The organism is Chromobacterium violaceum ATCC 12472, assembly GCF_000007705.1.
GTDB classification, from domain to species: domain Bacteria; phylum Pseudomonadota; class Gammaproteobacteria; order Burkholderiales; family Chromobacteriaceae; genus Chromobacterium; species Chromobacterium violaceum.
In genome coordinates, this window is the sequence record NC_005085.1 from 1,320,062 (window position 1) to 1,345,686 (window position 25,625).

Sequence of the window (25,625 nt, forward strand, 5' to 3'; positions counted from 1 at the left end):
AGCAAGTGAAGGGCCTGGCGGGCGGACTGCGAAAACTTACGTATCCGGCATGCCTTTCAACGGAAATCGTTCTTCCATTCCCTCAGCAGCGCGAAGCAGGTTTCCTCGCTGTCGCCGGGCTGCCCGCCGCGCCGCCGCAGCGCTTCGCGCAGCGCCGGCTCGCCGCTGCGCAAGAAGGGGTTGCTGGCGGTTTCCAGCGCGATGGTGCTGGGCAGCGTCGGCAGTCCGCGATCCCGCAGCGCGCTGTCGCGGCTGTGGCGCATCGCGAGTATCGGATTATGCTGATCGGCAGCCAGCGCGAAGCGCAGATTCGACAGCGTGTATTCGTGGGCCGGGTAAACCTTGGTGTTGGGCGGCAATCCGGCCAGCTTTTTCAGCGAGGCCAGCATCTGTCCCGGCGTCCCCTCGAATAGCCTGCCGCAGCCGGCCGCGAACAGGGTGTCCCCGCAAAACAGCGCGTCTTCCAGCAGGTATGCAAGATGGTCCAGCGTATGGCCGGGCACTTCCAGCACTTCGGCCCGTCCCATGCTCAGAGAGACGGCATCGCCTTCCATCACCGGATGGCTGACGCCGGGAAGGCCGGCCGGGCCGTAGACCGGGATGCCCGGCCAGGCGCGCAGCACATCCGCCAGTCCGCCGCAGTGGTCGGCGTGATGGTGGGTGATCAGAACGGCTTCCAGCCGCAGCTGTTCCTGCTCCAGATGGCGCAGCAGCGGCGCGGCTTCGCCCGGGTCGACGGCGACGGCGCGCGCGCCCTCGCGCAAAACCCAGATATAATTGTCAGTGAATGCCCCAACCGGGGCGATGCTAAACATGGCTGCCATAAGGCTTTCCCCCATGAAAAATTCGTTTGGCGCCTGGCTGACCGGCACCGAGCTCGGACGCTACCTGCTTGAACGCGAGCAGGCGTATTTCGAGCGCGCGGTGGCCGATGCCTTCGGCTACCACGCGGTGCAGGTCGGGTTGCCGGAGATGGATTGCCTGCGCGGCAACCGCATCCCCTGGCAGTGCCGGGTGGCCGAGTCCGGCGAGGTCGACGTGCGCTGCGATCCCGCTTTCCTGCCGTTCGAGACCCGCAGCCTGGATTTGCTGGTGATGCCTCATGTGCTGGATTTTACCACTCAGCCGCACCAGGTATTGCGCGAAGCGGACCGCGTGCTGATGCCGGAAGGGCGCCTGATCCTGACCGGCTTCAATCCCTTGTCGCTGTGGGGCGTGCGCCGGCTGATCCAGGGCAAGGAGTCGGCGCCGTGGAACGGCAGCTTCTTCACCCAGCTGCGGATCAAGGACTGGCTGGCGCTGCTGGAGCTGGAGCTGGACGACAGCGCCTTCATGGCGTACGCGCCGCCGTTTTCCCGCCAGGACTGGCTGGGCCGCTGCGGCTTCATGGAAGACGCCGGCGAGCGCTGGTGGCCGCTGGCGGGCGGGGTGTACGGCATAGAAGCGGTCAAGCGGCAGCGCGGCATGCGGCTGATCACGCCCAACTGGAAGCAGCAGGGCAAGAAAAAGGGCGCGCTGGGCGTGGTGGCGGGCAATGAGCGCCAGCACACGCACAAGCGGCCGGAAACCACCGAGCGGGACGGCGCATCGTCCTGCCAATGAACGAGACAGCATGACGACAGAAGACAGAGTCGAGATCTATACCGACGGCGCCTGCAAGGGCAACCCGGGGCCCGGGGGCTGGGGCGCGCTGATGCGCTACAAGGGCAAGGAGAAGGAGTTGTTCGGCGGCGAGCGGGGCACCACCAACAACCGCATGGAGATCATGGCCGTGATCCGGGCGCTGGCCGCGTTGAACCGGCCGTGCAAGGTGGTGGTCTACACCGACTCCCAGTACGTGCAGAAGGGCATTTCCGAATGGATACACGGCTGGAAGGCGCGCGGCTGGAAAACCGCGGCCAAGGAGCCGGTCAAGAACGCCGATTTGTGGCAGCAGCTGGACGCCGAGCGCAACCGACATCTGGACGTGGAATGGCGCTGGGTCAAGGGCCATGCCGGCCATGAATTCAACGAGAGGGCCGACCAGCTCGCCAACAAGGGCGTGGAGTCGGTCTGAACAGTAGACACGCCGCGGCGCCGTCGATACGGCGCCGCGGGCAGGACGCAGCATGAGACAGATTATTCTCGATACCGAAACCACCGGTCTCGATCCGCAGCAAGGCCACCGCATCATTGAATTCGCCGGCCTGGAGATGGTCGGCCGCAAGCTGACCGGCAAACACCTGCATCTTTATATACATCCGGAACGCGAGATCGACCCGGAGGCCCAGCGCGTGCACGGCATTTCGCTGGAGTTTCTGGCGGGCAAGCCTGTGTTCGCCAAGGTGGCGCACGAGATCGCGGACTTCCTGCGCGACGCCGAGCTGATCATTCACAACGCGCCCTTCGACGTCGGCTTCCTCAACGCCGAGTTCGCCAAGGCCGGCATCGAGCCGGTGGGCAAGCTGTGCGCCAGCGTGATCGACACGCTGGCCGAGGCGCGCGACATGTTCCCCGGCAAGCGCAACAGCCTGGACGCCTTGTGCGACCGCTTCGAGATCGACCGTTCCAACCGGACGCTGCACGGCGCGCTGGTGGACTGCGAGCTGCTGTCCGAAGTGTATCTATGGATGACGCGCGGGCAGGAAAGCCTGGCGATGGACATCGAGGTGGAGCTGCCGGGCGGCGACGCCGGGGCCATCCAGTTCGAGCGCAAGCCGCTGAAGGTGCTGGCCGCCAGCGAGGCCGAAGAGGCCGAGCACCAAGCCTATCTTGACGTGCTGGACAAGGCGGTCAAGGGCATCTGCGTCTGGCGCGGGCTGGCGTCGCCGGCGCAGGCGGAGGGCTGAGGCGATGGCCAGAATGATCGCGCTGGTGCCGGCGGCCGGCTCCGGCAGCCGTTTCGGCGCGCCCAGCCCCAAGCAGTATCTGCAATTGAATGGCAAGCCGCTGATGTGGCACACGCTGGCCACGGTGGCGGCGGTGCCCGATGTGGACGAAGTGGCGGTGGTGATTTCGCCGCAGGACGAGTGGTTCGACGATTTCGCATGGGACTTGCCCAAGCTGTCGGTCCATCGCGTCGGCGGCGCCAGCCGCGCCCAGAGCGTGGCGAGCGGCTTGGCCGCGCTGGCCTGCGCCGACGACGACTGGGTGCTGGTCCACGACGCCGCTCGCTGCTGCCTGTCGGTGGCCGCCGTCGAGCGCCTGATCGCCGCGCTGTCCGGCCACGCGGTCGGCGGCTTGCTGGCGCTGCCGGTGCCGGACACCGTCAAGCGCGCCGACATCGACGGCCACGTCGCGGCCACCGTGCCGCGCAACGGCCTGTGGCTGGCGCAGACGCCGCAGATGTTCCGCGCCGGCCTGCTGGCCAGGGCGTTGTCCAGCGCGGCGGCCGAGGACATCACCGACGAGGCGTCCGCCGTCGAGCGGCTGGGCGTGAAACCGCTGCTGGTGGAGGGCGACGCGCAGAACTTCAAGATCACCTATCCGCGCGATCTGGCGCTGGCCCGGGCCATCCTGGCCGCGCGCGACGAATACTGAATCAGGCAAGGAAGAACATGTTTCGCATCGGACAAGGCTACGACGTGCACCAGCTGGTGGAAGGCCGGCCGCTGATCCTGGGCGGGGTGGACATTCCGCACGACAAGGGCCTGCTCGGCCATTCCGACGCCGACGCGCTGCTGCACGCGATCACCGACGCGCTGTTGGGCGCGGCGGCGCTGGGCGACATCGGCCGCCATTTCCCGGACACCGCCGCCGAGTTCAAGGGGGCGGACAGCCGCGCGCTGCTGCGCGAGGCGGCCGCGCGGGTGCGCGCCGCCGGCTGGCGTCCGGTCAACGTCGACAGCACGCTGATCGCGCAGCGGCCCAAGCTGGCGCCTCACATCGACGCGATGCGCGCCAACATCGCCGCCGACCTGGGGCTGGATGTCGGGGCGGTCAACGTCAAGGGCAAGACCAACGAGAAGCTGGGGTACCTGGGACGCTGCGAGGCGATAGAGGCCCAGGCCGTCTGCCTGCTGGCCCAGGCCTAGAGCATTGCCTGCCGCCGATGCCGCCGCCCGCGCCCGCGGTTCGAGCGGCGGCGTTGAAAGACCTTAGAACAAGCGGCCAGGCATCATGCCGGCCAAGTCCGCTTGTGGGATAATCGCGCATCCTCGCTCATGCCGGGCATGGGCGGCACAACACCAACCAGGAGGCCTCATCATGCTGACCCAGGATCAACTGAAACTCGCCGTCGCCAAGAAGGCGCTGGAATTCGTGCCGGAAGACGCCATCATCGGCGTGGGCACCGGCAGCACCGTCAACCTGTTCATCGAGGAACTGGCCGGCATCAAGGGTCGCATCAAGGGCGCTGTGTCCAGCTCGGAGGCTTCCACCGCCCGCCTGAAGGCCCATCATATCCAGGTGTTCGATCTGAACGAAGTGGAGAAACTGTCGGTCTACATCGACGGCGCCGACGAGATCAACCACCACCTGCACATGATCAAGGGCGGCGGCGCGGCGCTGACGCGCGAGAAGATCGTCGCCGGCGTCGCCGACGAGTTCATCTGCATCGCCGACGAGAAGAAGTACGTGACCATGCTGGGCGCCTTCCCGCTGCCGATCGAGGTGATCCCGATGGCGCGCAGCTACGTCGCGCGCGAGCTGGTGAAGCTGGGCGGCCACCCGGAGCTGCGCCAGGGCGTGACCACCGACAACGGCAACGTGATTCTGGACGTGCACGGCCTGCAGATCATGAAGCCGGTGGAGCTGGAGGAAACCATCAACCACATCGCCGGCGTCGTCACCTGCGGCCTGTTCGCCCGCCGCCGCGCCGACGTGCTGCTGCTGGGCAAGCAGGACGGCGTGGAAGTGCTGCGCTGAGCGGATGAAACCGATCCGGCCGCCGGGTGGCGGCCGGCTGCCGAAGATGGCATGTCACGGAGCTGTCATCTGACTGTCTTACAATTCCCCCTTTCCTGCTTGACCCGAGGCTAATCATGGCAGAACACATTTCCAAGCAGTTCGACCTGGAGCTGGAAACCATCCGTACCCGCGTGCTGCAGATGGGCGGGCTGGTGGAGCAACAGATCCTGTCCGCCATCGACGCCCTGATGGCCGGCGACGTGCCGCGCCTGGACAAGGTGATGGCCGAGGACGCGCTGGTCAACGCGATGGAAGTCGGCATCGACGACGACTGCCTGCACATCATCGCCCGCCGCCAGCCGGCGGCCAGCGACCTGCGCATCGTCTTCACCGTGATCAAGATCATCACCGACCTGGAGCGCATCGGCGACGAGGCGGCCAAGATCGCGCGCATGGGCAAGACCATCCACCAGTCGGAGCGCTTCCAGATGCCGCGTTTCCGCGAGATCGAGAAGATGGCCGACGTGGCGCTGGCGATGCTGCGCCGCGCGCTGGACGCCTTCGCCCGGCTGGACACCAGCGCCGCGCTGGAGCTGGCCGAGGAGGATCAGCGCCTGGACGAGAATTTCGCGTCCGAGCTGCGCCAGCTGATCACCTTCATGATGGAAGACCCGCGCACCATCAGCATGTCCATCGACACGCTGTTCATCTCCAAGGCGATAGAACGCATCGGCGACCACTCGAAGAACATCTCCGAATACGTGGTCTACCTGGTCAAGGGCAAGGACATCCGCCACACCACGCTGGAAGACATCAAGCGGGAAACCATGGGACGCTGAGCGGCGCGGTCCGGACATGACGCTGAGTGCAAAATGGCGGTAACATCTCGCGGTTACCGCCATTTTGCTTGCCGGGCGCGCCGGGCGATGTTCGCCCCGAGGCGGCCCCGCGGGCGCAACCGAACAAGAAAAGGGGTGTCCTTGACACACGCCACGCCCCCGCACACCGTGCTGGCCACTATAGACCTGGGTTCCAACAGCTTCCGGCTGCAAGTGTCCCGCGTGGTGGATGACCAGCTGTACGCCCTGGACGTGATGAAGGAGACCGTGCGCCTGGGCGCCGGCCTCACCGCCGACAAACACCTGGATGACGACACCCAAGCGCGCGCGCTGGCCTGCCTGGCCCGCTTCGGCGAGCGGCTGCGCGGCTTCGTGCCGGCCCAGGTGCGGGTGGTCGGCACCAATACCCTGCGCGTGGCGAAGAACGCGCCGGCCTTCATCGCCGAGGCCGAGGAGAGGCTGGGCTTCCCGATCGAGGTGATCGCCGGCCGCGAAGAGGCGCGGCTGATCTACCTGGGCGCCGCCCACTCGCTGCCGGACACCAAGGAGCGCCGGATGGTGGTGGATATCGGCGGCGGCTCCACCGAATTCATCATCGGCAGCCATTACAAGGCGCTGGTCACCGAGAGCCTGCCGCTCGGCTGCGTCAGCTACACGCTGCGCTTCTTCCCGGAGGGCAAGCTGACCCGCGGCAACTTCCGCGACGCCACCATGGCGGCCCGCAACGAGATCCAGCGCATCCGCCACGAGTACCGTCCCAGCGAGTGGCAGCTCGCCGTCGGCACTTCCGGCACCGCGCGCTCGCTGCGCGACGTGCTGGAGATCAACGACTGGAGCCGGGCGGACATCACGCTGGCGGGCATGGAGCAGCTGCGCGAAGTGCTGATCAAGCAAGGCAATATCGACTCGATCAAGGTCAACGGCCTCAAGGCCGACCGCGCGCCGGTGCTGGCCGGCGGCCTCGCCATCATGATCGCGGTGTTCGAAGAGCTGGAAATCGAGAAGATGATCGTCACCGAGGGCGCGCTGCGCGACGGCGTGCTCTACGACCTGCTGGGCCGCCAGCGCGAGAAGGACATGCGCGACAGCACGGTGGCGCTGTTCAAGCGCCGCTACCACGCCGATACCCAGCAGGCCGAGCGCGTCAACCTGCTGGCCGAACGCCTGTACCGGATGCTGGCCGGCGAAGACGTCGACCAGGACATGCTGAAGCGCCTGTCCTGGGCGGCCAAGCTGCACGAGATCGGCCTGACCATCGCCCACACCGCCTATCACAAGCATTCCGCCTACATCCTGCAGAACGCCGACATGCCCGGCTTCTCCAAGCGCGAGCAAGCCACGCTGTCCGCCATCGTGCTGGGCCACCGCGGCGACATGGGCAAGATGGCGCAGTACATCAGCCAGCCGGCGCTGTGGCAGGCGGTGGTGGCGCTGCGGCTGGCCGTGCTGTTCTACCGCAGCCGGATCAACGTCGTCCTGCCGGACGAACTGGACCTGCGGCAGCACGCCCGCGGCTTCACGCTGTCGCTGAGCGGCGACTGGCTGGAGGCCAATCCGCTGTCCGCCAGCAGCTTCCGCCAGGAAGTGAACCAGTGGAAGAATGTCGGCTTCCAGCTCGACATCGTGCAGAAATAGGCTGCCGATGCGCCATCCGGAATTGAAGGAAAGGCTGCCGACGCTGGGGGAGCAGGCGGGAACGCTGCTGTCGGTGGGCGATGCCAAGCACGCCGGCACCGCGCTGTCGCTGTTCGACTTCGGGCCGGAGGACATGGCGGAGGTGGCCGACTTCCCGATCGCCGACCTGGCCGCCTACCGCCTGCGCGGCGAGGTGATGTGGCTCAATGTCTACGGCCTGAGCGACGCCGCCGCCATCCAGGCGATAGGCGAACGCTTCGGCCTGCACCCGCTGGTGCAGGAGGACATCCTCAACGCCCGCCAGCGGCCCAAGCTGGAAGATTACGACGACTACCTGTTCCTGGCCTGCCGCGTGTTCGATTACCAGCAGGGCGCGCGGCTGCAGTCCGACCAGATGTACCTGGTGCTGGGCGACGGCTTCGTGCTCACCTTCCAGGAAAAGCCCACCGGCGTGTTCGAGCAGGTGCGGGAGCGGCTGCGCAAGGGGCGCGGCGCGTTGCGGCGGCGCGGCGCCGACTACCTGGCCTATTCGCTGCTGGACGCCATCATCGACGACTACTTCGGCGTGCTCGGCCAGTTCAACGACAAGGTGGAGCGCGCAGACGGCCAGTTGCTGGCCGGCCGCGACAACGGCGTGCTGCGGCAAATCCAGCGGCTGAAGCGCGATTGCCTGAAGCTCAGGCGGGCGCTGCTGCCGCTGCGCGAGGCGCTGCTGTCGCTGAACCGTGGAGATGACGAGCGCTTTGGCGACGATACCCGCGTTTACCTGCGCGACGCTTACGACCACGTGGTCCACGTGCTGGAGTCGCTGGAGATGAACCGCGAGATGGTCGGCGACATGATGGACCTCTACCTGTCCACCCAATCGCACCGGCTCAACCTGCAGATGCGGGTGCTGACCGTGATCACGATGATCTTCATGCCGCTGACGCTGATCGCCGGCATCTACGGCATGAATTTCGAGAACATGCCGGAGCTGAAGTGGCACTACGGCTACTACATCGTGCTGCTGGCGATGGGCGGCATTTCCGCCGGCATGGGTTGGTGGTTCTGGAAGCGGCGCTGGATCTGATCCCGCGGCCGGGACGGGAAAACGGGGAGAGCGATTCTCCCCGTTTTTATTTCGGCTTCACACCTCGTCGGATCGCAGCCGCTTGACGCCGGCCTGGCGCATCTTCATCCAGGCGTCTGCCAGCGAGCCGTCGATGTCTATCGCGCGGCAGGCATCCTCCACCACGAAGGTTTCGAAGCCGGCGGCGCAGGCGTCGATGGCGCTCCAGGCGACGCAGAAGTCGGTGGCGAGGCCGGCCAGCCACACCTTTTTCACGCCCAGCTCGCGCAGGTAGCCGGCCAGGCCGGTGCTGGCAGCGCGGTCTGCCTCGACGAAGGCGGAATAGCTGTCCACCTTGGCGTGGATGCCTTTGCGCACGATCAGCCGGGCATGCTGGGTTTCCAGTTCCGGGTGGAAGTCCGCGCCATGGCTGCCGGCGACGCAATGGTCCGGCCACAGCGTCTGCGGGCCGTAGGGCAGATCCACGCTCTGGAAGGGCTGCATGCCGGGATGGCTAGAGGCGAACGATATATGGCCCGCCGGGTGCCAGTCCTGGGTCAGCACCACGTTTTCGAACAGCAGCGACAGGTGGTTGATCAAGGGCGCCACCTCGTCTCCGCCCGGCACGGCCAGTTCGCCGCCGGGACAGAAACTGTTCTGCACATCCACCACCAGCAATGCGCAGTCGGCACCATAACGTTTCAGGGGCATGGGACTACCTAGTTGTTGTCGTCTCCCATCTTGTTAACACGGGCGGGACTGCCGGTAAAGGGGGCGCGGGGCTTTCCATGCTTGCGTTTAATACCCCGTGGGGGTATAAAGAAGGCAGGAGGATGCGATGACACAAGCCCTGTTGACGCTGCCGGTTTCCGGCATGAGCTGCGCCGCCTGCGCGGCCCGCATCGAGAAGCAGTTGAACCGCATGGACGGCGTGGAGGCGGCGGTCAGCTTCGCCAATGAAAGCGCCCAGCTGCGCTACGACCCGGATCAGACCAAGCCGCAGCAACTGGTGGACGCCATCGTCCGCTGCGGTTTCGAGGTGCCGCGCCAGACGCTTGAGCTGGGCATCGGCGGCATGAGCTGCGCCGCCTGCGCGGCGCGGCTGGAGAAGGCGCTGGGCCGCTTGCCCGGCGTGGAGGCCAGCGTCAATTTCGCCGCCGAGTCGGCGCGGGTGGACTTCCTGCCCGGATTGATGGACCGCGACCGGGTGTTGGACGCGGTGCGCAAGGCCGGTTTCGAGCCCTCGCTGCGCGAGGATGGCGGCGGCGAGGCCGAAGCCGCGGCGCGCTATCGCCGCGAGCTGGCGTGGTTCGCCGCGTCGGCGCTGCTGACGCTGCCTTTCCTGATCGAAATGGCGGCGATGTTCGCCGGCGGCCACCATGGCTGGCTGCCCAGGATGTGGCAGCTGGCGCTGGCGACGCCGGTGCAGTTCGTCGTCGGCTGGCGCTTTTACCGCGGCGCCTGGCAGGCGCTGCGGGGCGGCGTCGCCAATATGGACGTGCTGGTGGCGCTGGGCACCAGCATGGCCTGGCTGCTGTCGGCGGCGGTCACCTTGCTGGGTCTGGAAGACCAGCACGTGTATTTCGAGGCCAGCGCGGCGGTGATCACGCTGGTGTTGCTGGGCAAGCTGCTGGAGGCGAGGGCCAAGGGCAAGACCTCGGCGGCGATCGCCGCGCTGGTGAAGCTGGCGCCCAGGACCGCCCGCGTCGAGCGCGATGGCGAGCTGGTCGAGGTGGCGGTGGACAAGCTGCAGCGCGGCGACGTGGTGGTGGTGCGCCACGGCGACAGCCTGCCGGTGGACGGCGAGGTGGTGGACGGCCAGGCTTGGCTGGACGAGAGCATGCTGACCGGCGAGAGCCGGCCGGTGGCCAAGCAGGCCGGCGACAAGGTCTACGCCGCCACCCGCAACCAGGACGGCATGCTCAAGGTGCGCGCCACCGGCGTCGGCGGCGACACCCAGTTGGCTGAGATCGTGCGCATGGTGGCGGCGGCCCAGGGCAGCAAGGCGCCGATCCAGCGCTTGGCGGACCGCATCTCGGCGGTATTTGTGCCGGCGGTCAGCGCGGTGGCGCTGCTGACTTTCCTGCTGACCGGCTGGCTGAACGGCGACTGGGCGCAGGCGCTGATCCACGCGGTGGCGGTGCTGGTGATCGCCTGCCCGTGCGCGCTGGGCCTGGCCACGCCGACCGCGGTGATGGTGGGCGTGGGCAATGGCGCGCGCCGCGGTGTCCTGTTCCGCAACGCCGCCGCGCTGGAGCAGGCCGGCAAGGTGGACGTGCTGCTGGTGGACAAGACCGGCACGCTGACCGAGGGCCGGCCGACGCTGCGCCACGCGCTGGCGCTGGACGGCGACGAAAATCGCTTGATCCGGCTGGCCGCCAGCGCCGAAGCCGGCTCCGAGCATCCGCTGGCCCACGCCTTGCTGCAGCGGGCGAAAGAACGGGAACTGCCCTTGCTGGCCTGCGAGCGCTTCCGCGCCGACGTCGGCAACGGCGTCGAGGCCGCGCTGCCGGGCGCGGGCACGGTCAAGGTGGGCGTGCCGTCCTGGATAGGCCTGGAGCTGCCGGCCGAGGCGGCCGCCTGGCCGCAGGAAGGATGCACGGTGGTGGCGGTCAGCCTGGACGGCCAGCCGCTGGGCCTGCTGGCGCTGGCCGATCCGCTGCGGGACAGTTCAAAGGGCGCGGTGAAAGCGCTGCGGGGGCTGGGCGTCAAGGTGGTGATGCTGACCGGTGACCACGAAAGCACCGCGCGCAGCATCGCCGCCGAGGCCGGCATAGACGAATGGCGCGCCGGCATGAAGCCGCAGGACAAGGCCGATGTGGTCAAATACTGGCAGCGGCAGGGCGGCAAGGTGGCGATGCTGGGCGACGGCGTCAACGACGCGCCGGCGCTGGCCGCGGCCGATGTCAGCCTGGCGATGGGCGCCGGTTCCGATGTGGCCATCGCCGCCGCCGACATCACGCTGATGCACGGCGACCTGGCGCACGCGGTGGATGCCATCCGCCTGTCGCGCGCCAGCCTGGCCAAGATCCGCCAGAATCTGGCCTTCGCCTTTGTTTACAACGTGCTGGGCATCCCGCTGGCGGCCGTCGGCATGCTGAACCCGGTGATCGCCGGCGCGGCGATGGCGGCGAGCTCGGTGTCGGTGGTGTCCAACTCTTTGCTGCTGCGCCGCTGGCGCTGAGGCTTGCAATCAATCCTTACCACGATGGAGATGAACATGGCAGAACTGATTTTGAACATAGACGGCATGACTTGCGGCGGCTGCGTGAAGAGCGTGACCGGATTGCTGAACGGCATGGCCGGCGTCAGCGATGCCCAGGTGAGCCTGGAAGACAAGCAGGCGCGCGTGGCCTACGACGCTGAAACCGTGTCGCCGGAGGAGTTGGCGGCGGCCGTCGCGGATGCCGGCTTCGACGTGACATTCTGACTTTCCGCAGCCAGGTCCGGACCGTCTCGCAGCCCTGCCGGGCGGAGGCGGTCTTTGTCATTGCCGTCGGCTCTCGGCCAGGGACGGCCTCACTTCTCTCCCAGCATGCCGTATTCCACCGGCGTCTTCACGTAGAACACCTTGACGCCCTCGCCGCGCAGCCGGTCCAGCAGCAGCTCGGCCTCTTGCGCGCTGAGCGCCATCGTCACTTCTTCCGGCTGATCGGCCAGCTCGAAGAAGCGGGCGGCGTGGATGCGGCGGTCGCCGCCGAAGCCTTCGCTGGCGGCGAACAGCGTCGCGCCGCCTATGCCCAGCCTGTGGGCTTCCTGCAGGATCCATTCCGCCAGCGGCACGCCGTGATGGCGGTGTCCCTGCTGGGTGAAGAAAGACAGTTGGTAGCCTTGCATCGCTCGTCTCCAGATATCCGGATCACAGTTGGATCAGTGTACCTTCTTTCCGCCGGCAGACGTCCAGCCCGGCAGGCGCCGGCCGAGCAAGCGCGCCGCAAGCCATCAGCGCGTCCCGCCCGCGGCCTGAGCCGGCGCTCAGGCCGCAATGGCCGATGCCGGCGGCTGCGGCCAGCATCCTGATGCGCATGCCGGGCTCCGAGCCTCATACTTGCATTGTAGGCCCGGCCGTCGCCAAGGCGCGGCCGGGACGCCGTCAGCGGATGATGCCCACCGGGTAGAGGTAGCGGTTGCTGTCGGCGAACGGCGTGCGCTCGTAGAACCAGTTGAGCCGGGCGTTGCGGTCCTTGGCGAACTTGGGGTCGGCCTTGAGCTTGTCGGCGAAGGCTTTGCGAAGTTCGGGGCTTTCCGCCAGCATCCGCCGCGCCATCGGCTCCATCACGTAGGCTTCGGGCGCTTCGGCCGAGGTCAGGTTGGCGTTGAAGAAGCCCCAGCTCAGGAAGGAGTCCGGACTCGACGGCTCCAGCAGCACCATGGCCAGCGCGCCCAAAGGCTGATCGGGATCGATCACCGCCGAGCCGGCCGGATAAGTGACCTTGCGCGGCATCGCCACCGGCTTGCCGCTGATCAGCAGCCGGCCTTCGTAACCGGGAATCTTGTCGGCGGATTCGCGGTCGGGCTCGAACGGCGTGCCCAGCTTGACCTCGTCCAGCCGGTAGGCGGTGACGTCCAGCGCGGTCGGCTTGTCCAGCGTGGTCATGGCGATACCGTGCACCTTCAGCCGCTCTATCACTTCCCGCCATTGCGCCGGCACCACGTAGGCCTTGGGCCGCGCGACGACCAGATCGGGCTCGGACTGCGGCGTGATCGGGATCTGGTAGTGCTGCGGCTGGTTGCTCCAGCGCACGATCTTGTCGCCGGTGATCGGCGATTGCGTTTTCTCGAACTTGACGCCCTTGAAGTCCACCATCTGCGGCTGGCCGTCGGCTGCCTTCCAGGTCAGCGTCACGTTCTTGGGCCGCGCCGCGCGGTCTGCGGCGATGGCGGCGCGCAAGCTGTCCTTATTGGCGGCCACGCTTTCCAGGATGGCCTTGTACAGCGCGTAATTGCCCAGCACCTGCTGTCTGTACGGCTTGAGCGCGTGCAGCTCCACCAGGATGGCGGGAATGCCGCGCACGTCGGCGTACTGGTTGGAGAAGCGCGCCAGATCGCTGTAATAGGGGTAGTAGCCCTTGCCGATGTCCTCGTTGTCGTTCATCGAGATGCAGACATTGGGCTCATGGCCGTAGGCGCGCAGCTGGCGGTAGACATAGGGCGTCATCACCTGGTCCATCCAGCGGCTGGAGGCCGGCGACCAGCCCTGGCCGTTGTTGCAGTAGGTGACGTCGTACTGGTAATTGACGCCGTCGGTGCTGTGGGTGTCGATGAAGAAGTCCGGCTGGTATTGGCCCAGCACCCGCGCCACGTTGCGGATTTCCGGGCTGTCCAGCTTGGCGAAGTCGCGGTTCAGGTTGAGGTTGCGGCTGTTGACGCGCCAGCCGGTCTCGTCGGGACCGTTCTGGTTGATGCGGCCGTATTTGCCGTAGCGCACGTCGCCGTCGATGTTGACGGTGGGAACGAACAGGATGTTCACCTTGTCCAGCAAGGCGCGTTGCGCGCCGCCGACGGTGAGGTCGCGCAGCAGCATCAGGCCGGCGTCCTTGCCGTTGGCTTCGCCCGGGTGGATGCCGGCTTCGATGTAGATCGTCGGCTTGCCGGAAGCCTTGAGTCCGGCCGCGGACTTGTCGGCGCTGCTGGACGCCACCGCCATCATGAACGGCCGGCCCTCGCCGGTTTTCTCCTGCAGCTCGGTCAACTGGATCAAGTCAGGCTTCGCTGCCGCCAGCTTTTGCAGATAGGCCAGCGTTTCCGGGTAGGGCGGCGTGTGGGCGAAGCCCGAGGCTTCCAGCGGCGTGGCCCACGGATCGTCTTTGGCGGCGGCGAACTGCTGGCTTTTGCCGTGCCAGGGAATGTCGGGGGGCAGCACGCGCTGGCCGGCGGCCTTGAGGAACTGGCCGGGATCGACATAGTCCGGCGCGGCCGGTGCGGCGGCGGCCGGCAGGCTGGCCAGCGCGGCGGCGAGGAAAGTCAGCGAAGGGAGGAGGCGGCTCATGGAAGGCTCCGGGAGTTGGAATCGCGCCAGCTTACGCCTTGTGCCGCGGGTTTCGGATCGCCTGATCCATCCTGCTTGATGGCTGTCAAACAGGAGGTTTTTCCTGCTTTTTTGTGGTTGTTTTTGCTATGAAAATTTTAATCAGTAAAAATTCCATTCGCATGTTGATGATGGATTGCCCTGGCGGTAACATGATTTTTCCGCGCGCATGCCGCGCTTGGCGCCGGGCCGCAGCGATGGCCGGATTCCACGTCCTCACCAAGAAAGAAACCGCGTTGAAAACGAAAACCCTGACTGTGCTGCTGGCGTCGTTGTTGTCCGGTTCCGCGCTGGCGGCGGACATCCCGCTGCGCGACTTTTTCCGCAATCCCGAGCAAAGCAACTTCACGGTGTCGCCGGACGGCAGGAGCGTGGCCTTCCTGTCGCCGTGGGAGTCGAGGCGCAACATCGTGGTGCGCCGCCCCGGCCAGCCCGACAAGCGCGTCACCGCCATCAAGGACCGCGACCTGTCCGGTTATTTCTGGAAGGGCAACGACCGGCTGGTCTACGTCAAGGACAATGCCGGCGACGAGAACTTCCACCTGTACAGCGTGGATCTGAAAAGCGGCAAGACCCGCGACCTGACGCCATTCCCCGGCGTGCGCGCCGAGATCGTCGACGGCCTGATCGACAACGACAGGCAGCTGTTGATCAGCCTGAACAAGCGCAAGCCGGAGATCTTCGACGTCTACCGCATCGACCTGCAAACCGGCCAACTGACGCTGGAAGCGGAAAACCCGGGCAAGGTGGCCAGCTGGATCACCGATCACAAGGGCAATATCCGCATCGCGATCGAGACCGACGGCGTCAACAACACCGTGTTGTACCGCGACCAGCCCGGCGGCAAGTTCCGCAAGCTGATGACCACCAATTTCCGCGAGAATTTCACGCCGCTGTTCTTCACCTTCGACAACCAGCGTTTCTACGCCGCCAGCAGCCTGGGGCGCGACAAGGCCGCCATCGTCGAATACGACCCCAAGACCGGCAAGGAGGCGAAGGAGATCTACGCGCGCCAGGATGTCGATGTCTCCAGCCTGGACTATTCGCACAAGCGCAAGGTGATCACTTGCGCCGGCTTCGAAACCGACAAGCCGGGGCGCGAGTGCTTCGATCCGCAAGCGCGCGAACTGTACGCCAGGCTGCAGGCGCATTTCCCGGGCTACCAGGTGGACATCACCTCCGGCAGCCGCAACGAGGACCGCTTCGTGGTGGCGGCCTGGAGCGACAAGACCCAGGGCAAGCGCTATCTGTATGACAAGAAGCGCGACAAGCTGACGCTGCTGGCCGAGATCACGCCCTGGCTGCCGGAAGACAAGATGGCCAGCATGAAGCCGATCCAGTACCGCAGCCGCGACGGCCTGACCATCAACGGCTACCTGACGCTGCCGCGCGGCAAGGAGGACGCCAAGGATCTGCCGGTGATCGTCAACCCGCACGGCGGACCGTGGTATCGCGACAGCTGGCGCTTCAATCCGGAAGTGCAGTTCTTCGCCAGCCGCGGCTGGGCGGTGCTGCAGATGAATTTCCGCGGCTCCACCGGCTATGGCCGCCAGTTCTGGGAAGCCTCGTTCAAGGAGTGGGGCGGCAAGATGCAGGACGACGTCACCGACGGCGTGGACTGGCTGGTCAAGCAGGGCGTGGCCGATCCCAAGAAAGTGTGCATCTACGGCGGCAGCTACGGCGGCTACGCGACGCTGTCCGGCATCACCAAGACCCCGGAGCTGTACCGCTGCGCGGTGGATTACGTCGGGGTGTCCAATCTGTTCACCTTCATGAAGACCATTCCGCCGTACTGGAAGCCGTTCCTGGATTCGATGTACGAGATGGTGGGTCATCCTGAAAAGGACAAGGAACTGCTGCGCGAGCGCTCGCCGGTGTTCCATGTCGACCGCATCCAGTCGCCGCTGTTGGTGCTGCAGGGCGCCAAGGATCCGCGCGTCAACATCAACGAGTCCAACCAGATCGTCGAGGCGCTGAAGAAGCGCGGCGTGGATGTCGAGTACATCGTCAAGGATAACGAGGGCCACGGCTTCCACAACGAGGAAAACCGCTTCGCCGCCTACGGCGCGATGGAGCGGTTCTTCAAGAAATACCTGGACTGATCGTCCGCTGCGTCAGCCATCTCAGCCCGCCGCCCGGCGGGCTGTTTCGTTTACCGCGTCAGCCAACCCGCCGCCGCGCACAGGCCCACCACCAGCCAGGGCGGCAGCCTCCATGCGGCCAGCGCCAGCAGGGCAAGCAGCGCGGCGGCGAAATCGGCCGGCGCGCGCACCGTTTCAGTCCAGACTGGGTGGTAGAACGCGGCCAGCAGCAGGCCGACCACCGCGGCGTTGACCCCGGCCAGCGCCGATTGGGCGCCGGGCGCGGCGCGCAAGCGGCGCCAGAACGGCAGCGCGCCGGCCAGCAGCAGGAAGCCGGGCAGGAAGATGGCGGCCAGCGCCAGCGCGCCGTCCAGCCAGCCGCCGCCGGCGGCGCCGAGAAAGGCCGCGAAGGCGAACAGCGGTCCGGGCAGCGCCTGCGCCGCGCCGTAGCCGGCCAGAAAAGCATCCTTCTCCACCCAGCCGCTGGCCACGGCGGCGTTCTCCAGCAGCGGCAGCACCACGTGGCCGCCGCCGAACACCAGCGCGCCGCTGCGGTAGAAGGCGTCGAACATCGCCAGGCCGCGGCCGGGAACGATGGCGGCGAGCAGCGGCAGGCCGGCCAGCAGCGCGAAGAACAGCGCCAGCCACAGCGCGCCGCGGCGGCGGGACGGCGGGAGCGCGGAGTCGGCGGCGATGGGAGGCGCGGCTGCGGCGGGCAAACAGCAACGGCCGGCGACGCCCGCCAGCGCGATCACCGCCAGCGGCAGCCAGGGCGCATGGATCAGCAGGGCCAGGCAGCAGGCCGCCGCCATCAGCGTCAGCCGCGGGCGGTCCGGGCATAGCTGGCGCGCCATGCTCCACACCGCCTGCGCCACCACGGCGACCGCCGCCAGCTTCAGTCCGTGCAGCAGACCGGGCGGAATCGCCTGCGCCTGGCCGGAGAGGCCTGCCGCCAGCGCCAGCATGATCAGCGCAGACGGCAGCGTGAAGCCCAGCCAGGCCGCCAGCGCGCCGGGCAGCCCGCCACGGGCCAGGCCCAAACCCATGCCCACCTGGCTGCTGGCCGGGCCCGGCAGGAATTGGCACAGCGCCACCAGGTCGGCGTAATCGCGCTCCGGCAGCCAGCGTCGGCGCTCGACGAATTCGGCGCGGAAGTAGCCGAGGTGGGCGACCGGGCCGCCGAACGAGGTCAGGCCGAGCTTCAGGAAAACCAGCAGAATGCGCCAGAAGCCGCGGTCGCGTACGGTGTCGTGTGGAATCATGGCGCGCATGGCGGGTGGTGGAGCGCCACACGATAACGGAAAACCCAGGCGGCTTGAAGCGGCCGGCGCGTTTGCGCCGGGATTTGACCGGCGGGCTTTCCCGCCGGCGGCGCGATGCCGCATCATCGCCGAACTTGCCGGCCGCCGCGCCGACCAACAGGGCATAGCCGTTTTCACCGGAGACCAGCATGCATCACCCCAGCCTCAAGCCTTTCCCCGATGATTTCCTGTGGGGCGCCGCCTCCGCCGCCTACCAGGTGGAAGGCGCCTTCGACGCCGACGGCAAGGGGCCGTCGGTGTGGGACGTCTTCGTCCGCGAGCCGGGCCGCACCTTTCAGGGCAGCAACGGCGACGTGGCGGTAGACCACTATCACCGGATGGAGGAGGACGTGGCGCTGATGGCCGAGATGGGCCTGACCGCCTATCGTTTCTCGGTCAGCTGGCCGCGCGTGCTGCCGCGGGGGCGCGGCGAGCCGAACGAGGCCGGCCTCGCCTTTTACGACAGGTTGATCGACGCGCTGCTGGCGCGCGGCATCGAGCCGGTGCTGACGCTGTACCACTGGGACATGCCGCAGGCGCTGCAGGACGAATACGGCGGCTGGGAAGACAGGCGCATCGTCGACGACTTCGGCGACTACTGCGCGCTGCTGTTCCGCCGCTACGGCGACCGGGTGAAGACCTGGGTGTCGCTGAACGAGCAGAACTACAATCTGAGCAATGCCTACCTGCTGGCGACGCATCCGCCGGCGGCGGCCGACCGCAAGCGCTTTTACGCCGCCAACCACATCGCCTTCCTGGCCAACGCGCGGGCGATCCGGCTGTTCCGGCAATGGGTGCCGGATGGCCGCATCGGGCCCAGCTTCGCCTATTCTCCGGCCTATCCGGCCTCCTGCGCCCCGGCGGACATGCTGGCCTTCGACAACGCCGAGGAGTTCACCAACCACTGGTGGCTGGACGTCTACTGCCGCGGCCGCTATCCGCAGATCGCGCTGGCCTGGCTGCGGGAGCGGGGCGAGGCGCCGGACATCCGGCCGGGCGACATCGAGGCGCTGGCGGCGGCGAGGCCCGATTTCATCGGACTCAATTACTATTACACCTTGAGCTACGCCCACAATCCGCCGGACGGCGTCGGCATGCAGCGAATCAACACCACCGGGCAGAAGGGCAGCACGCCGGCCAGCGGCGTGCCCGGCCTGTACCGCACCGCGCCGAATCCGGCGCTGGAAACCTCCAATTGGGACTGGGCGATCGATCCCGCCGGTCTGCGCATCGCCTTGCGCCGCCTGACCAGCCGCTACGGGCTGCCGGTGCTGATCACCGAGAACGGCCTGGGCGAGTTCGACCGGCTGGAGGATGGCGACCGGGTGCGCGACGACTACCGCATCGCCTACCTGCGCAGCCATCTCCATGCCTGCCGCGAGGCGATCAGCGACGGGGTGGCGTTGCTGGGCTTCTGCGCCTGGTCGTTCACCGACATCCTCAGCTGGCTCAACGGCTACCAGAAGCGCTACGGCTTCGTCTACGTCAACCGCGATGAGACCGACGCCCGCGATCTGCGCCGCGTGCGCAAGGACAGCTTCTTCTGGTACCAGCGGGCGATCGCCAGCGGCGGCCGCGAACTGTGATCAGGCTGTCCGCCGCCAGCGGCGTTCCGCCAGATGGCCGGCCAGCTGCAGCAGGCCGCACAGCAGCAGGTAGCCGATGGCGATGGCGCTGAAGATTTCCAGCGGATACACCTGCTCGCGGTTGTTGACCTGGGTGGCGACGAAGGTGAACTCGGCGACGCCGACGATGTAGGCCAGCGAGCTGTCCTTCAGCAGCGACACCCACTGGTTGATGAAGGAGGGCAGCATGATGCGCAGCGCCTGCGGCAGAATCAGCCAGCGCAGCGTCTGCCAGCGCGAGAAGCCTAGCGCCAGCCCGGCGTGCCACTGGCCGCGGCCGACGGCCGTCAGGCCGGCCAGCACCGCCTGGCCCAGATAGGCGGAGTGGATCAGCGCCAGCGCCAGGATCACCGTCAGCAGGCCGGGGATGTCGACGCCGAACAGCAGCGGCAGCAGGAAATAGCACCAGAAGATCAGCATCAGCACCGGGATCGCGCGCAGCACCGCGGTGATGGCCGTCAGCATGCGCCTGAGCGCCGCGCCGCCCATCAGCTGGGCGATGCCCAGCGCCAGCCCCAGAAGGCTAGCCAGCAGCGCCGCGGCCAGGCTCAGCAGCAGCGTCAGCAGCAGGCCGCCGGGCTCGCCGCCGGCCAGATTGCCCCACAGCAGGTAGTCGAGGTTGTCCTGTATCACCGCAGGCATCATCGCATCGTCCTCCAGGCCGGCTCCGGCCGCTGGGCCAGCAATTGGGTGATCAGCACCAGCGCCAGGTAGAGCGCGGTGGCGGCGGCGAAGGACTGGAAGGCCAGCAGCGTTTCGGTCTCCACCTGGCGCGACGCGTAAGAGAGCTCCGCCAGGCCGATGGCCATGGTCAGCGAGGTGTTCTTGACGATGGCGGTGTACTGGCCGACCAGCGGCCGCTTAACCAGCTGCCAGGCCTGCGGCAGCACCACCAGGCGCAAGACCTGCCAGCCGCTCATGCCCAGCGCGCGCGCCGCCAGCCGCTGGCCTTTGGGCACCGCGTTCAGCCCGGCCTGCAGCTCGCCGCTGATGAAGGCGGCGCTGTACAGCGTCAGCGCGGTGAAGGCGGCCAGGAATTCGAACGACGGCCAGGGCAGGGCCAGATCGAAGGGCAGCATCAGCGCGCGTGGGGTGTTCAGCCAGATTTTCGCCTCGTCCGGCAGCAGGCCGGACACGCCGAAATACCACAGCAAGAGCTGCACCATCAGCGGCGTGTTGCGGTGCAGGCCGACGAATAGCCGCGTCGCCAGCCGCAGCGGCCGCGGGCCGCCGTCCAGCAGCGCGGTCAGGGCGATGCCGAGCAGGCTGGCGGCGGCGATGACCAGCAGCGACAGCCAGCCGGTCAGCAGCGCGCCCTTGCCCAGCCAGATGAGATAGTGCGGCTCCAGCCAGTTGTGGCCGAGCCAGGCGGGTGGGGTCATGCGGTTTTCTTTCTGCGACATGAAACGGCAAAACCGCCGGGGGAGCCGGCGGTTGCGGACGGGGACCAGCCTGGGATCAGGCCGCGTCGCCGATCTTGAAGTCGCGCGGCAGCGGCGCCTTGGTCTTGGGGCCGAACCAGCGGTCGTAGATCCTGGCCGCGTCGCCGCTCTTTTCCAGCTCGCGCAGCGTCTCGTTGACCACCTTGGTCAGCCGGGCTTCGCCCTTCGGCAGGCCGATGGCCTGGAATTCTCGGGTCAGCGTGAACGGCGCCAGCTCGTACTTGGCCTTGTCCGGCGCATTGGCCAGCAGCGCGGCCAGCTTGGAGCCGTCCTGGGTGATGGCCTGGACGTTGCCGTTGCGCAGCGCGGTGAAGGCCAGCGGGGTGTCGTCATAGGCGACGACGGTGGTCTTCGGGTACTTCTCGCGCAGATACACTTCCTGGGTGGTGCCCTTGTCGACGCCCACGCGCAGGCCGGCCAGCTGTTCCGGCTTCTGCAGCGCGCCCTTGCGGACGATGAACTGCTGGCCGGAGGCGAAGTAGGGCAGGCTGAAGTCCACCTGCTTCTTGCGCTCGTCGGTGACGGTGAAGTTGGCGGCGACGATGTCGGCCTTGCCGGACACCAAGAGCGGCACGCGGTTGGCCGGGTTGGTCGGGATCAATTGCAGCTTCACGCCCAGCTTCTTGGCGATGTGCTGGGCCACGTCGACGTCCAGGCCGGAAATCTGGCGGGTCTTGGCGTCCAGGAAGCCGAACGGCGGATTGCTGTCGAAGGCGGCGACGCGCAGCACGCCGGCTTTCTTGATGTCGTCCAGGCGGTCGGCCAAGGCGGCGGTGGAAGTCAGGGCAACGGCGAGTGCGAGGGCAATGGTCTTTTTCATGGCGAGCCTTGTAGAGTTGTTTGCCGATGTGAAGCTGATTGCCGCCATCTTACCCGAATCAATTAATATCCAGAAATTATAAAAAATTAGTTATATATTCCGGAATTTGTTTTAAAGCTGGTGTGTTGCATTTTTCGGGCGCAAAAAAGGCCGGGATGCCCCGGCCTTTCGCGTTCAAACCGCTCAGCCCTGTTTGCGCCGGCCGAAGAAGACCAGCAGCGCGACGCCGATCACGATCATCGGCAGGCTCAGCCACTGCCCCATGCTGATCACGTCGGACTTGCCGAAGATGCCGGCGTCCGGATTGCGGAAGTACTCGCTGACGAAGCGGGCCAGGCCGTAGCCGATCAGGAACAGCGCCGACACCTTGCCGGTGGCGCGCGGCTTGGCGCTGTAGATCCACAGCGCGCCGAACAGCACGATGCCTTCCAGCGCGAACTCGTACAGCTGCGACGGATGGCGCAGCAGGCCGCCGTACTGCATCAGCATATTCATCAGGTCGGCCGATTGCTGGGCCTCGGCGATGTCCTCCATCCGCGCCTGCGGGAACAGCATCGCCCACGGCAGCTCCGGGCTGGCCACGCGGCCCCACAGTTCGCCGTTGATGAAGTTGCCGACGCGGCCGGCCGCCAGGCCCAGCGGCACCAGCGGCGCGACGAAGTCGGTCAGCTGCCAGAAGCCGCGGCCCACCTTGCGGCCGTAGATCGCCACCGCGATCAGCACGCCGAGGAAGCCGCCGTGGAAGGACATGCCGCCTTTCCACACCATGAAGATTTCCAGCGGATGGCTGAAATAGTAGCCGGGCTGGTAGAACAGCACCTCGCCCAGGCGGCCGCCGACCACCACGCCGACCGCGCCGTACATCAGCATGTCGTCCAGCTGCGGCACGGTGAGCACGTCGTTGCCGTTTTTCAGGCGGTACTTGCCCATGGTGAGGAACAGGGCGAAGCCCAGCAGGTACATCAGGCCGTACCAGTGAACGGCCAGCGGGCCCAGGTGGATGGCCACCGGATCGAACTGAGGATGAATCAGCATTTGTCAGTGATGTGCGTTTGCGGTAAAAGAAATGTGACGAGATTATACGGAAAGCGTTCCCCGCCGTCGCGCCGCCCACCCGCGGCGACACGGCATCCTGGTTGGTCCACCCGGCACCCGCGGATCAGCCGCCGCCAGCTTACCCTGCCGGCGTGACGGAACGGCGACCGGTTTTGTTTACAGATCAAGGAAGCATCATGCCTCAATACCGCTCCCGCACTTCCACCGCCGGCCGCAACATGGCGGGTGCCCGCGCGCTATGGCGCGCCACCGGGATGACCGACGCCGACTTCGGCAAGCCCATCATCGCCATCGCCAACTCCTTCACCCAGTTCGTGCCCGGCCACGTGCACCTGCAGAACATGGGCCAGCTGGTGGCGCGCGAGATCGAAAAAGCCGGCGGCGTCGCCAAGGAATTCAACACCATCGCCATCGACGACGGCATCGCGATGGGCCACGGCGGCATGCTGTACAGCCTGCCTTCCCGCGACCTGATCGCCGACAGCGTCGAGTACATGGTCAACGCCCACTGCGCCGACGCGCTGGTGTGCATCTCCAACTGCGACAAGATCACCCCCGGCATGCTGATGGCGGCGATGCGGCTCAACATTCCGGTGGTGTTCGTCTCCGGCGGGCCGATGGAGGCCGGCAAGGTGCAGTGGGGCAACGAAGTGCGCAAGCTGGACCTGGTGGACGCGATGGTGGAGGCCGCCAACAGCGCGGTGTCCGACGCCGACGTCGACCGCGTCGAGCGCTCAGCCTGTCCGACCTGCGGCTCCTGCTCCGGCATGTTCACCGCGAACTCGATGAATTGCCTGACCGAGGCGCTGGGCCTCAGCCTGCCCGGCAACGGCAGCCTGGTGGCCACCCACGCGGACCGGAAAGAATTGTTCCTCAAGGCCGGCCGCCTGATCGTCGAATTGGCCAAGCGCCATTACGAGGGCGAGGACTATTCCATCCTGCCGCGCGGCATCGCCACCAAACAGGCCTTCGAGAACGCGATGAGCCTGGACGTGGCGATGGGCGGCTCCACCAATACCGTGCTGCACCTGTTGGCCGCCGCCAGCGAGGCCGGCGTGGACTTCAAGATGGCCGACATCGACCGCATCAGCCGCGGCGTGCCCTGCCTGTCCAAGGTGGCGCCGGCGACGCAAAAATACCATATGGAGGACGTGCACCGCGCCGGCGGCGTGATCGGCATCCTGGCCGAGCTGGACCGCGCCGGCCTGATCCACCGCGACGTCGCCACCGTGCACAGCCCCAGCCTGGGGGCAGCCATCGAGCAGTGGGACGTGATGCGCCACGGCGAAGGCAGCGAGCCGCACCGCCTGTTCCGCGCGGCGCCGGGCGGCGTGGCCACCACCATCGCCTTCAGCCAGAGCATGCGCTACCCGACGCTGGACGACGACCGCGCCGACGGCTGCATCCGCGACCAGGCGCACGCCTATTCGCAGGACGGCGGCCTGGCGGTGCTGTATGGCAATATCGCCGAGCGCGGCTGCATCGTGAAGACAGCCGGCGTTGACGAATCGATACTGAAATTCACCGGCCGCGCCCGCATCTTCGAAAGCCAGGACGCGGCGGTGGAAGGCATCCTCGCCGACCAGATCGTCGCCGGCGACATCGTCATCATCCGCTACGAGGGACCGAAGGGCGGACCAGGCATGCAGGAGATGCTGTACCCGACTTCGTATCTGAAGTCCAAGGGGCTGGGCAAGGCCTGCGCCTTGCTGACCGACGGCCGCTTCTCCGGCGGCACCTCCGGCCTGTCCATCGGCCACGCCTCGCCGGAGGCGGCCGAGGGCGGCGCGATCGGTCTGGCGCAAGAGGGCGACACGGTGGAGATCGACATCCCTAACCGCCGCATCCATCTGGCCGTTTCCGATGAGGAGTTGGCCAAGCGCCGCGCGGCGATGGAGGCGAAAGGCCGCGACGCCTGGAAACCGCTGGGCCGCGAACGGGTGGTCAGCCCGGCGCTGCGCGCCTACGCGGCGATGACCACCAGCGCCGACACCGGCGCGGTGCGCGATGTGTCGCAAGTGGAACGCAAATAATCCGAGGTAGGGTGCCGTCACCCCGTAGGGGCGACGCACCGAATAGGAAGGGGAGGCCGAGCGCCTCCCCTTCTTCATGTTTCCAGTTTCCAGGCGGGCCTGAAAATTTCGCCGCGGTTCCGGCCGGGACGGTGGAATTTTCGGGCCTGACTGATTTACACGGTGGACAAGGTCACCACCGCCGCCGCGACGATGCCGATGCCGGCCCAGCCGATGGGTTTCAGTTTTTGCTTGTACAGCAGGCGGCCGCCGATGGCGGTGCCGAGAATGCCGATGGAACCCCACAAGGCGTAGGCGATGGCCAGGTCCATGCCCTTTACCGCCTGGCCCAGCAGTGCGAAGGCCAGCCACACCAGCAGGATGGCGCCGACGCCCCAGGCGCGGCGGCGGAAGCCGTCGGATTTTTCCAGCATCAGGTTGGCGCCCACTTCTATCAGTGCGGAAGCCAGCACGAACAGCAGGTAAACGGTTTTCATGCCGCGGCCTCCTCATCATGGGTTTCGCCCATCGTCACGCAGACCAGGCCCAGCAAGGCGAGGCCGAGGCCGACGATTTCCTGCGGCACCAGCTTTTCGCCGAACAGCAAGACGCTGACCGCGGTCAGGCCGACCAGGCCCAAACCTTCCCACACCGCGTAGGCGACGCCGACCGAAATCGCGCGCAGGGCGAGAGACAGCAGGTAGTAGGACAGCGCCAGCGCCAGCGACATCCAGACATAGCCCAGATAGCCGCCGCTGCGGGCGGCGACCGCCATGAAGGAGGTGCCGACGATTTCACAGACGATGGCCGCCAGCAGCACCAGCCAGGCGACGATCAATGGAGAGAAGAATTTTTTATACATAGTGTTAAATAAAATAAACAAGACGAGGATAGGACTGACTCCCCGC

Annotated in this window: 26 protein-coding genes; 14 read left to right on the top strand and 12 right to left on the bottom strand. The window is 66.9% G+C overall.

Annotated elements, in window-relative coordinates; translation table 11 throughout:
- Window positions 1-56: 56 nt before the first annotated feature.
- Window positions 57-824 carry a hydroxyacylglutathione hydrolase gene (gene gloB / locus CV_RS06075; protein ID WP_225548035.1) on the bottom strand — a complete coding sequence of 256 codons (768 nt, stop codon included), beginning with the start codon at window positions 822-824 and terminating at the stop codon, window positions 57-59.
- 13 nt (window positions 825-837) lie between these two features.
- Between gloB and CV_RS06080 the strand changes: the two genes are divergently transcribed.
- From CV_RS06080 to corA, 9 genes are all read left to right on the top strand, one after another.
- Window positions 838-1,602: a class I SAM-dependent methyltransferase gene (locus CV_RS06080; RefSeq protein ID WP_011134809.1), complete on the top strand. Its 765-nt coding sequence runs from the start codon at window positions 838-840 to the stop codon at window positions 1,600-1,602.
- A 10-nt stretch (window positions 1,603-1,612) separates the two neighbouring features.
- Window positions 1,613-2,056: a ribonuclease HI gene (gene rnhA / locus CV_RS06085; protein WP_011134810.1), complete on the top strand. Its 444-nt coding sequence runs from the start codon at window positions 1,613-1,615 to the stop codon at window positions 2,054-2,056.
- Between the two features lie 52 nt (window positions 2,057-2,108).
- Window positions 2,109-2,828, top strand: coding sequence for a DNA polymerase III subunit epsilon (dnaQ, locus tag CV_RS06090; protein ID WP_011134811.1), 720 nt, complete (start codon window positions 2,109-2,111; stop codon window positions 2,826-2,828).
- 4 nt (window positions 2,829-2,832) lie between these two features.
- Window positions 2,833-3,519 carry a 2-C-methyl-D-erythritol 4-phosphate cytidylyltransferase gene (gene ispD / locus CV_RS06095; protein ID WP_043595631.1) on the top strand — a complete coding sequence of 229 codons (687 nt, stop codon included), beginning with the start codon at window positions 2,833-2,835 and terminating at the stop codon, window positions 3,517-3,519.
- 17 nt (window positions 3,520-3,536) lie between these two features.
- Window positions 3,537-4,013 (top strand): 2-C-methyl-D-erythritol 2,4-cyclodiphosphate synthase, encoded by a 477-nt coding sequence (gene ispF / locus CV_RS06100; RefSeq protein ID WP_011134813.1) that lies wholly within the window; start codon window positions 3,537-3,539, stop codon window positions 4,011-4,013.
- 172 nt (window positions 4,014-4,185) lie between these two features.
- On the top strand, window positions 4,186-4,845 hold the full coding sequence (gene rpiA, locus CV_RS06105; protein WP_011134814.1) for a ribose-5-phosphate isomerase RpiA: 660 nt from the start codon (window positions 4,186-4,188) through the stop codon (window positions 4,843-4,845).
- Window positions 4,846-4,961: 116 nt separating this feature from the next.
- Window positions 4,962-5,666: a phosphate signaling complex protein PhoU gene (gene phoU, locus CV_RS06110; protein ID WP_011134815.1), complete on the top strand. Its 705-nt coding sequence runs from the start codon at window positions 4,962-4,964 to the stop codon at window positions 5,664-5,666.
- 141 nt (window positions 5,667-5,807) lie between these two features.
- Window positions 5,808-7,301, top strand: coding sequence for an exopolyphosphatase (gene ppx / locus CV_RS06115; RefSeq protein WP_011134816.1), 1,494 nt, complete (start codon window positions 5,808-5,810; stop codon window positions 7,299-7,301).
- A 7-nt stretch (window positions 7,302-7,308) separates the two neighbouring features.
- Window positions 7,309-8,373: a magnesium/cobalt transporter CorA gene (corA, locus tag CV_RS06120; protein ID WP_043595634.1), complete on the top strand. Its 1,065-nt coding sequence runs from the start codon at window positions 7,309-7,311 to the stop codon at window positions 8,371-8,373.
- Window positions 8,374-8,430: 57 nt separating this feature from the next.
- Here the strand turns inward: corA and pncA are convergent, their stop codons facing one another.
- Window positions 8,431-9,063 carry a bifunctional nicotinamidase/pyrazinamidase gene (gene pncA, locus CV_RS06125; protein ID WP_011134818.1) on the bottom strand — a complete coding sequence of 211 codons (633 nt, stop codon included), beginning with the start codon at window positions 9,061-9,063 and terminating at the stop codon, window positions 8,431-8,433.
- A 127-nt stretch (window positions 9,064-9,190) separates the two neighbouring features.
- Between pncA and CV_RS06130 the strand changes: the two genes are divergently transcribed.
- Window positions 9,191-11,536 (top strand): heavy metal translocating P-type ATPase, encoded by a 2,346-nt coding sequence (locus CV_RS06130; RefSeq protein WP_011134819.1) that lies wholly within the window; start codon window positions 9,191-9,193, stop codon window positions 11,534-11,536.
- 36 nt (window positions 11,537-11,572) lie between these two features.
- Window positions 11,573-11,782 (top strand): heavy-metal-associated domain-containing protein, encoded by a 210-nt coding sequence (locus tag CV_RS06135; protein ID WP_011134820.1) that lies wholly within the window; start codon window positions 11,573-11,575, stop codon window positions 11,780-11,782.
- An 89-nt stretch (window positions 11,783-11,871) separates the two neighbouring features.
- Here the strand turns inward: CV_RS06135 and CV_RS06140 are convergent, their stop codons facing one another.
- The 3 genes from CV_RS06140 to CV_RS06145 form a co-directional block, all read right to left on the bottom strand.
- Window positions 11,872-12,189, bottom strand: coding sequence for a DUF190 domain-containing protein (locus tag CV_RS06140; RefSeq protein WP_011134821.1), 318 nt, complete (start codon window positions 12,187-12,189; stop codon window positions 11,872-11,874).
- A 22-nt stretch (window positions 12,190-12,211) separates the two neighbouring features.
- Entirely contained in the window at window positions 12,212-12,379 is a 168-nt protein-coding gene (locus CV_RS23775) for a hypothetical protein (protein WP_155416938.1), read from the bottom strand.
- 66 nt (window positions 12,380-12,445) lie between these two features.
- Window positions 12,446-14,341, bottom strand: coding sequence for a M14 family metallopeptidase (locus tag CV_RS06145; protein ID WP_011134823.1), 1,896 nt, complete (start codon window positions 14,339-14,341; stop codon window positions 12,446-12,448).
- 275 nt (window positions 14,342-14,616) lie between these two features.
- Between CV_RS06145 and CV_RS06150 the strand changes: the two genes are divergently transcribed.
- Entirely contained in the window at window positions 14,617-16,482 is a 1,866-nt protein-coding gene (locus tag CV_RS06150) for a S9 family peptidase (RefSeq protein WP_043597493.1), read from the top strand.
- Window positions 16,483-16,532: 50 nt separating this feature from the next.
- Here CV_RS06150 and chrA read toward each other — a convergent pair whose 3' ends face one another.
- On the bottom strand, window positions 16,533-17,720 hold the full coding sequence (chrA, locus tag CV_RS06155; RefSeq protein ID WP_370448051.1) for a chromate efflux transporter: 1,188 nt from the start codon (window positions 17,718-17,720) through the stop codon (window positions 16,533-16,535).
- A 191-nt stretch (window positions 17,721-17,911) separates the two neighbouring features.
- Here chrA and CV_RS06160 point away from each other — a divergent pair, with 191 nt between their 5' ends.
- A complete protein-coding gene (locus tag CV_RS06160; protein ID WP_011134826.1) occupies window positions 17,912-19,348 on the top strand; it encodes a glycoside hydrolase family 1 protein in 1,437 nt (478 codons plus the stop codon).
- On the opposite strand, the gene CV_RS06165 is transcribed toward CV_RS06160, so the two are convergent.
- The 4 genes from CV_RS06165 to lgt form a co-directional block, all read right to left on the bottom strand.
- Window positions 19,349-20,032 carry an amino acid ABC transporter permease gene (locus CV_RS06165; RefSeq protein WP_011134827.1) on the bottom strand — a complete coding sequence of 228 codons (684 nt, stop codon included), beginning with the start codon at window positions 20,030-20,032 and terminating at the stop codon, window positions 19,349-19,351.
- A complete protein-coding gene (locus CV_RS06170; RefSeq protein WP_011134828.1) occupies window positions 20,029-20,769 on the bottom strand; it encodes an amino acid ABC transporter permease in 741 nt (246 codons plus the stop codon). The genes CV_RS06165 and CV_RS06170 overlap by 4 nt, the downstream gene beginning before the upstream one ends.
- 76 nt (window positions 20,770-20,845) lie before the next feature.
- On the bottom strand, window positions 20,846-21,649 hold the full coding sequence (locus CV_RS06175; RefSeq protein ID WP_043595639.1) for an ABC transporter substrate-binding protein: 804 nt from the start codon (window positions 21,647-21,649) through the stop codon (window positions 20,846-20,848).
- Between the two features lie 183 nt (window positions 21,650-21,832).
- Window positions 21,833-22,684 (bottom strand): prolipoprotein diacylglyceryl transferase, encoded by an 852-nt coding sequence (lgt, locus tag CV_RS06180; protein WP_011134830.1) that lies wholly within the window; start codon window positions 22,682-22,684, stop codon window positions 21,833-21,835.
- A 197-nt stretch (window positions 22,685-22,881) separates the two neighbouring features.
- On the opposite strand from lgt, the gene ilvD reads away from it, so the two are divergent.
- The gene (gene ilvD / locus CV_RS06185) at window positions 22,882-24,738 is read left to right on the top strand and encodes a dihydroxy-acid dehydratase (protein WP_011134831.1); all 1,857 of its coding nucleotides are present in this window, start codon (window positions 22,882-22,884) and stop codon (window positions 24,736-24,738) included.
- Between the two features lie 155 nt (window positions 24,739-24,893).
- On the opposite strand, the gene CV_RS06190 is transcribed toward ilvD, so the two are convergent.
- Both CV_RS06190 and CV_RS06195 read right to left on the bottom strand, forming a co-directional pair.
- A complete protein-coding gene (locus tag CV_RS06190; protein ID WP_011134832.1) occupies window positions 24,894-25,214 on the bottom strand; it encodes an SMR family transporter in 321 nt (106 codons plus the stop codon).
- A complete protein-coding gene (locus tag CV_RS06195; protein WP_043595642.1) occupies window positions 25,211-25,579 on the bottom strand; it encodes an SMR family transporter in 369 nt (122 codons plus the stop codon). The genes CV_RS06190 and CV_RS06195 overlap by 4 nt, the downstream gene beginning before the upstream one ends.
- Window positions 25,580-25,625: the final 46 nt, after the last annotated feature.